This window comes from Acidithiobacillus sp. TH-A35 (genome assembly GCF_057473505.1).
On the sequence record NZ_JBYCKR010000096.1, the window covers coordinates 1 to 5,390 of the forward strand.

Below are 5,390 nucleotides of genomic sequence, written 5' to 3' on the forward strand. Positions count from 1 at the left end.
AATGGCAGGAATGGGATGCCAGCATGCTGATGCGCCAGCGTCCCTACCCCGGCGGGATACTGGTGGATCAGGGAGAAGCGGATCCTTTCCTTGCGGCGCAACTGAAACCGGAGACTCTGGAGGCCGCCGCAGAGGCTTCCGGGCAACAACTCCGTCTGCGACGGCACCCGGGCTATGATCATTCCTACTGGTTTATCCAGACTTATATAGCCGACCATCTGCGGTACCACGCCCTGAAGCTGGGTTGTGCCGACTAAGATTTTCCGCCTTGCGGATTTGAATTATGAACTGAAGGGCAACGGCAAGAAGGCCCTGGAAGCACCTGTGGAATCCAGGGCCTTATCCACCGTGCTACGATCGAGGTGCGGCGCATATAACTCTATGAAGGTGTAGAGATACCCGCGTAAATACGTTCCCTGCCTTAACGCCAGGTAAGCGATACTGGGTTCGAACAGGTGACTCGCATCAATCACCTCCAGCCTTATATCCCGTGCAGGGTCATAAGCCATTTTGGCGACAATGCCTATACCCAGCCCCAGTTCCACGTATGCCTTGATGACATCAGAGTCTATGGCGGAAAGTACAATGTTGGGGGACAAGCCGTGATCTGCAAAGGTTTTGTCGATCAGGGAACGCCCCGCAAAGGCCTGGTCATAGGTTACTATCGGATAGGCGGCAACCGCTTCCAGCGTCAGCGGTTGGCTTTGCAGCAGCGGATGGCCGGTGGGTGTGATAACGGCGCGATTCCACTGATAGCAGGGCAGGGCGACAAGACCCGCGTAGGAATTTAATGACTCCGTTGCGATAGCCACGTCTGCCTCTCCCGCTGCAAGCATCTCCGCGATCTGGGTAGGATTGCCCTGGCGCAGGCGCAACTGAACTCCTGGGTAGCGTTCCGTAAAGGTTTTTATCGCCCTGGGCAAGCTGTATCGGGCTTGGGTATGGGTGGTGGCGATCACAAATTCGCCACAATCTCCCTGGGAAAACTCCTGTCCCACTTTTCGGATATTTTCGATATCACCGACTATCCGTTGTGCAAAAGTGAATATCTGCTCACCTGCCGGGGTCATTCCGGTTATGCGTTTTCCTTTGCGCACAAAAAGCGCCACATTGATCTCATCTTCCAGGAGTTGAATCTGTTTGCTTACCCCGGGTTGAGAGGTGTACAGGCTGTCGGCCGCGGCCGACGCATTGAAGTTCTGGCGTACTACCGCGCAGATGAAACGAAGTTGTTGCAGGTTCATGGTCGGTCGCTCATCCGGGCTGGTTGGTGAGTATGGCGTACTGTTTGATTTTGTTGGCCAGGCCCACCCGGAAGAAGCCGAGTGCCTCGGCGGCACGGTTTTGATCGCCGTGGAAACGCTTCAGCGCGGAGATGATCATGCCACGCTCCAGACTTTCCATATGTCCCTCTAAATGCGCTCTCTTCCATTCATACAATTATACAAATCCTGCCAGAAATTGGCCTGCTCCACCAGTTGGTCGAGCGGTACATTGGTGACGGCGATGATCTGCATATCGGAATAATGCGTTTTATCGCTGCCGAGCGGTTTCGCTTCGCCGGATGCAGAAAGCGGAGTAAATTGGCCTGCAGGGAGACAGGCATGTCTTCTACTTCATCCAGCAGGACCATATCGCCATCCGCCGTGGAGAATAGGCCGAGACGATCGCTCAGCGCCCCGGTATAAGCGCCGCGACTATATGGGTGCTGGCGAGGGCCAGTGCCTCGCCGCCGCTGGAGATGATGATGCATTCATAGTGCGTGGACAGCGTCCAGCTCAAGTTGCGGGCTTCCTGCTTGTCCGTCAGGGCGAACAAAATGGCTGGAACCGCGCGCGGGCTTGCTTCCATGTGTACCTCGGTGTGAAAGGGAGGTTCCACAAAGTATATTAACTTTCTTTGCAATGATACAAACTACTCTGGCTTGCTATGCGCTAACATGACACTTATTTAACATTATGATTGTTTCGCAATCATTTCTGCTTAAGGTTTTGCATGGTGCCCATAAGACCATTTTAGAGGAGGTCATGACGGTGGCGAGCGTGCTTTGGCTTCAGGTAGGGGGCTGTTCTGGAAGTATCATGTTTTTTCTCCATGCGGAGGAGCCGGGCGCCTGCGACCTAGTGACGGATTTTGGTATCGGCGCTGTCCCTACGGGCTTTCTGCTGCGGGACGAATCATGATTATTGCCGACTCGGGTAACAATCGCGTGCTGCTTTGGGACCGGCGGTCATGAATTCCCTCGCGGACCGGGTCGCAACCCTAGGCGAGGAAGTCCGGGTGCGCGGACTGGTTCAGGGCGTTGGTTTCCGTCCTGCGGTTTGGCGCATTGCCCGCGACTGCGGGTTGTCCGGTGATGTGTGCAACGATGGGGAAGGGGTGCTGATCCGGATCTGGGGGCCTGCAACAGAGCGGGATCGATTTCTGACTCGCCTGCGCGACGAACCCCCCCCGCTTGCGCGTATCGACGAGATGGTCCGCGGATATTTGCACGAAGATCCTCCTGAGGGACTTTTCGGGATCAGCGCCAGCCGGTCCGGCCATGTGCATACGGGGGTGGTACCAGACGCCGCTACCTGTCCTGCCTGCCTGCAGGAGATTTTTGACCCCTTCAACCGGCGTTATCGCTACCCTTTCACTAATTGCACGCACTGTTGTCCGCGTTTCTCGATCCTCGAAGACATCCCCTACGATCGCGCCCATACCTCCATGGGCGCCTTTCCGCTCTGCAGGGATTGCCGCGCGGAATACGGAAGTCCGGAAGACCGGCGCTTCCACGCGCAACCGGTGGCCTGCCATGCCTGCGGCCCGAAGGCCCGGCTCATCCGGCTGGATGGCCACGCGTTCAGTGCCGATCGATATACCCAACTGGACGCGGTGGACGCGGCGACCAACCTCCTCAAGCGCGGGGAGATCGTGCTCATCAAAGGGCTCGGCGGCTTCCATCTTGCTTGCGATGCCACGAATGAAAGTGCGGTGTCCGCCTTGCGCCTGCGCAAACACCGCTCCCATAAGCCATTGGCGTTGATGGCCAGGGATCTGGACGTCCTGCGTCGCTATGCGCAAGTGAGTCGCGCAGAGGAGAAGTTGCTGCAATCCCATCGGGCGCCCATCGTGCTGCTGAATCGCCTGAAAAACGATTCCCTGGCAGCCGGTATTGCACCGGGGATGCGCCGACTTGGTTTTATGCTGCCTTATACCCCCCTGCATCATCTCCTGCTGCGCCGGATGGACCGGCCGATCGTACTGACGAGCGGTAATCTCTCGGACGCGCCACAGGTTATTGACGACACGGCCGCCGTCCGAACCCTGCGGGGGGTGACCGACTGGATGCTGACCCATGACCGGGCCATCATCAATCGCGTCGATGATTCCGTGGTGCAGATGGCGGGGAATGAGGCCATGATCCTGCGCCGGGGGCGGGGCTATGCGCCGGAATCGTTGCCACTGCCCGCGGGTTTCGGGGCGTCACCGGACCTGCTGGCGCTAGGCGGGGAACTCAAGAACACTTTCTGTTTGATCAAGGACGGACAAGCCATCCTTTCCCAGCACATGGGCGATCTCGAACAGGCAGCGGTCTGGGACGACACTGTCCGGAATCTGGCCCTCTACGCCCGGCTCTTCCAGCATGTGCCCGAGGCCGTCGTGGTGGATCGCCATCCCGAATATCTGTCGCGCAAGTGGGGGATGGAGATGGCGGAGGAAGGCGATATCCCCCTGATTTCCGTGCAACACCACCACGCCCATATTGCCGCGGTCATGGCGGAACACGGCCTGCCGCTGGAGCATCCGCCGGTCATCGCCCTGGCTCTGGACGGCATGGGTCTGGGCGATGGGGGCGCTTTGTGGGGTTGTGAGTGCTTGCAGGTGAGTTACCGCGAAATCCGCCACCTGGGCGGGTTGCGGCCTTCCGCCCTGCCGGGAGGTGGCCTCGCGATGCGCGAACCGTGGCGTAATGCCTTTGTGCAGCTTGCGGATACCTTCGGCTGGTCCGTGGCACGCCAACAATTCGCTGATCTGGCCATCATGCAGTACCTGTCCGAAAAGCCGGTAGCGCAGTTGCTGCACATGCTGGATAGGAATGTCGGCGTGCCGCTTTGCAGTTCCGCCGGGCGGCTTTTTGACGCCGTCAGCGCGGTCTGTGGCCTGTGCATGGACCGGGTGAGTTATGAAGGGCAGGCGGCCATGCTGCTGGAGGCCTGCGTCGATCCGGATATCATCGAGGACGCCGCTGAACCGGGCTACCCTTTTGGCATCGTCGAAAGCGAAAAGGGCTTCATTCAGATGGATCCGCGGACCCTGTGGCAGCCCCTGCTGGGCGATCTCCAGGGCGGGGTTCCGGTGGCGACCGTTGCCGCGCGCTTCCACAAAGGCTTCGCCGCTGGCTTGGCGCAATTGCTCAGGGAGGCCCTGGGTGCTACGCCCTGGACATCCACCGTCGCCTTGTCCGGTGGTGTTTTTCAGAATCTGACATTGCTGCGGGCGACCCGGGAGGCGCTGAAATCCCAGGGGCTGGAGGTCCTGGTTCCGCATCTGATCCCTGCCAATGACGGCGGTCTGGCCTTCGGTCAGGCCGTGGTTGGAGCCGCGCAAATCATCACTGGTCAGCATCATCTTGCAGGAGGGTATGAGTCATGTATTTAGGGATCCCGGGACAGATTACGAAAATCATCAGCGCACGGGAACGACGGGCGGAGGTGGCAATCAACGGGGTAAGGCGGGAGGTCAACATCACCTGTATCGCCGATGCGGAGCATCCTGGAGTCCTGTGTCGGTGAATGGGTGCTGGTGCATGTGGGCTTTGCCATGAGTCGCATCAGCGAAGAGGAAGCGGCCATGACGCTGGACGTGCTGACGCAACTGGGCGAAGCTCAATCGGAAATGGATCGTATGCGGGAGTCCGGGCGAACGGAACCTGTGGCGTAATCGCCGGGAGGTGCAACTATCAGGTGTTCGAGATTCGCGAGTACTTCGAGTGGCGAGGGCTCGGCTCCATCGACCACTCCGGGGTCAGGATCCGCGATCGCCTTGCGGCCTTCGACGCCGAGCGCCGCTTTACCGTACCCAATCTGTCCATTGCTGACCCCAAGGCGTGTCAGTGTGGAGAGGTGCTCAAAGGGATCATAACGCCCTGGGAATGCAAAGTCTTTGGCGGGGCCTGCACCCCGGAAATGCCGCTGGGCTCTTTGATGGTTTCTTCAGAAGGGGCGTGTGCCGCTTATTTCAATTACGGAAAGATGTCGGCAGAGGTCCCCGCTGCCGCAGAGGAGATGTTCTGATGGCTGCAAATCCGCAACCGCGCGTCAAAAGACCCCATGGTGATGCCGTCAACCTTTCCCATGGCAGTGGTGGCAAAGCCATGCGGGACCTGATCGAAGGATTGATTCTGC

At 58.9% G+C, this 5,390-nt stretch carries 9 protein-coding genes and 1 pseudogene; 6 read left to right on the top strand and 4 right to left on the bottom strand.

Annotated elements, in window-relative coordinates; translation table 11 throughout:
- The coding region (locus AC2VNK_RS03550; protein WP_486882819.1) for an alpha/beta hydrolase-fold protein at positions 1 to 257 on the top strand (257 nt) is incomplete at its 5' end.
- A gap of 24 nt (positions 258 to 281) precedes the next feature.
- On the opposite strand, the gene AC2VNK_RS03555 is transcribed toward AC2VNK_RS03550, so the two are convergent.
- The 4 genes and pseudogenes from AC2VNK_RS03555 to AC2VNK_RS03570 form a co-directional block, all read right to left on the bottom strand.
- On the bottom strand, positions 282 to 1,244 hold the full coding sequence (locus AC2VNK_RS03555) for a CysB family HTH-type transcriptional regulator (protein WP_486882821.1): 963 nt from the start codon (positions 1,242 to 1,244) through the stop codon (positions 282 to 284).
- Between the two features lie 10 nt (positions 1,245 to 1,254).
- On the bottom strand, positions 1,255 to 1,404 hold the full coding sequence (locus tag AC2VNK_RS03560; RefSeq protein ID WP_486882822.1) for a helix-turn-helix domain-containing protein: 150 nt from the start codon (positions 1,402 to 1,404) through the stop codon (positions 1,255 to 1,257).
- A gap of 8 nt (positions 1,405 to 1,412) precedes the next feature.
- A pseudogene (locus tag AC2VNK_RS03565) lies at positions 1,413 to 1,753 on the bottom strand (sigma 54-interacting transcriptional regulator).
- Positions 1,672 to 1,851, bottom strand: a complete 180-nt coding sequence (locus AC2VNK_RS03570; protein WP_291521639.1) for a hypothetical protein — start codon at positions 1,849 to 1,851, stop codon at positions 1,672 to 1,674. Before AC2VNK_RS03570 ends, AC2VNK_RS03565 begins: the two are co-directional and overlap by 82 nt.
- A gap of 176 nt (positions 1,852 to 2,027) precedes the next feature.
- Here AC2VNK_RS03570 and AC2VNK_RS03575 point away from each other — a divergent pair, with 176 nt between their 5' ends.
- From AC2VNK_RS03575 to AC2VNK_RS03595, 5 genes are read left to right on the top strand one after another with little or no spacing between them, the layout of a single operon-like run.
- Positions 2,028 to 2,183 (top strand): hypothetical protein, encoded by a 156-nt coding sequence (locus tag AC2VNK_RS03575; RefSeq protein ID WP_291521635.1) that lies wholly within the window; start codon positions 2,028 to 2,030, stop codon positions 2,181 to 2,183.
- A 49-nt stretch (positions 2,184 to 2,232) separates the two neighbouring features.
- A complete protein-coding gene (gene hypF, locus AC2VNK_RS03580; protein WP_486882823.1) occupies positions 2,233 to 4,644 on the top strand; it encodes a carbamoyltransferase HypF in 2,412 nt (803 codons plus the stop codon).
- Positions 4,635 to 4,778, top strand: a complete 144-nt coding sequence (locus AC2VNK_RS03585) for a HypC/HybG/HupF family hydrogenase formation chaperone (protein ID WP_486882824.1) — start codon at positions 4,635 to 4,637, stop codon at positions 4,776 to 4,778. Before hypF ends, AC2VNK_RS03585 begins: the two co-directional genes overlap by 10 nt.
- Positions 4,747 to 4,926 (top strand): HypC/HybG/HupF family hydrogenase formation chaperone, encoded by a 180-nt coding sequence (locus tag AC2VNK_RS03590; protein WP_291521042.1) that lies wholly within the window; start codon positions 4,747 to 4,749, stop codon positions 4,924 to 4,926. The genes AC2VNK_RS03585 and AC2VNK_RS03590 overlap by 32 nt, the downstream gene beginning before the upstream one ends.
- A 23-nt stretch (positions 4,927 to 4,949) precedes the next feature.
- Complete coding sequence (locus AC2VNK_RS03595) at positions 4,950 to 5,279, top strand: hypothetical protein (protein WP_486882825.1); 330 nt, start codon at positions 4,950 to 4,952, stop codon at positions 5,277 to 5,279.
- The last annotated feature ends 111 nt before the right edge of the window (positions 5,280 to 5,390 follow it).

Excerpts from the sequence above, each read along its gene's own strand:
- AC2VNK_RS03570 (WP_291521639.1), bottom strand. The coding sequence starts at position 1,851 with ATGGAAGCAAGCCCGCGCGCGGTTCCAGCCATTTTGTTCGCCCTGACG.
- hypF (WP_486882823.1), top strand. The coding sequence starts at position 2,233 with ATGAATTCCCTCGCGGACCGGGTCGCAACCCTAGGCGAGGAAGTCCGG.
- AC2VNK_RS03585 (WP_486882824.1), top strand. The coding sequence starts at position 4,635 with ATGTATTTAGGGATCCCGGGACAGATTACGAAAATCATCAGCGCACGG.
- AC2VNK_RS03555 (WP_486882821.1), bottom strand. The coding sequence starts at position 1,244 with ATGAACCTGCAACAACTTCGTTTCATCTGCGCGGTAGTACGCCAGAAC.
- AC2VNK_RS03560 (WP_486882822.1), bottom strand. The coding sequence starts at position 1,404 with ATGGAAAGTCTGGAGCGTGGCATGATCATCTCCGCGCTGAAGCGTTTC.
- AC2VNK_RS03590 (WP_291521042.1), top strand. The coding sequence starts at position 4,747 with ATGCGGAGCATCCTGGAGTCCTGTGTCGGTGAATGGGTGCTGGTGCAT.
- AC2VNK_RS03575 (WP_291521635.1), top strand. The coding sequence starts at position 2,028 with ATGACGGTGGCGAGCGTGCTTTGGCTTCAGGTAGGGGGCTGTTCTGGA.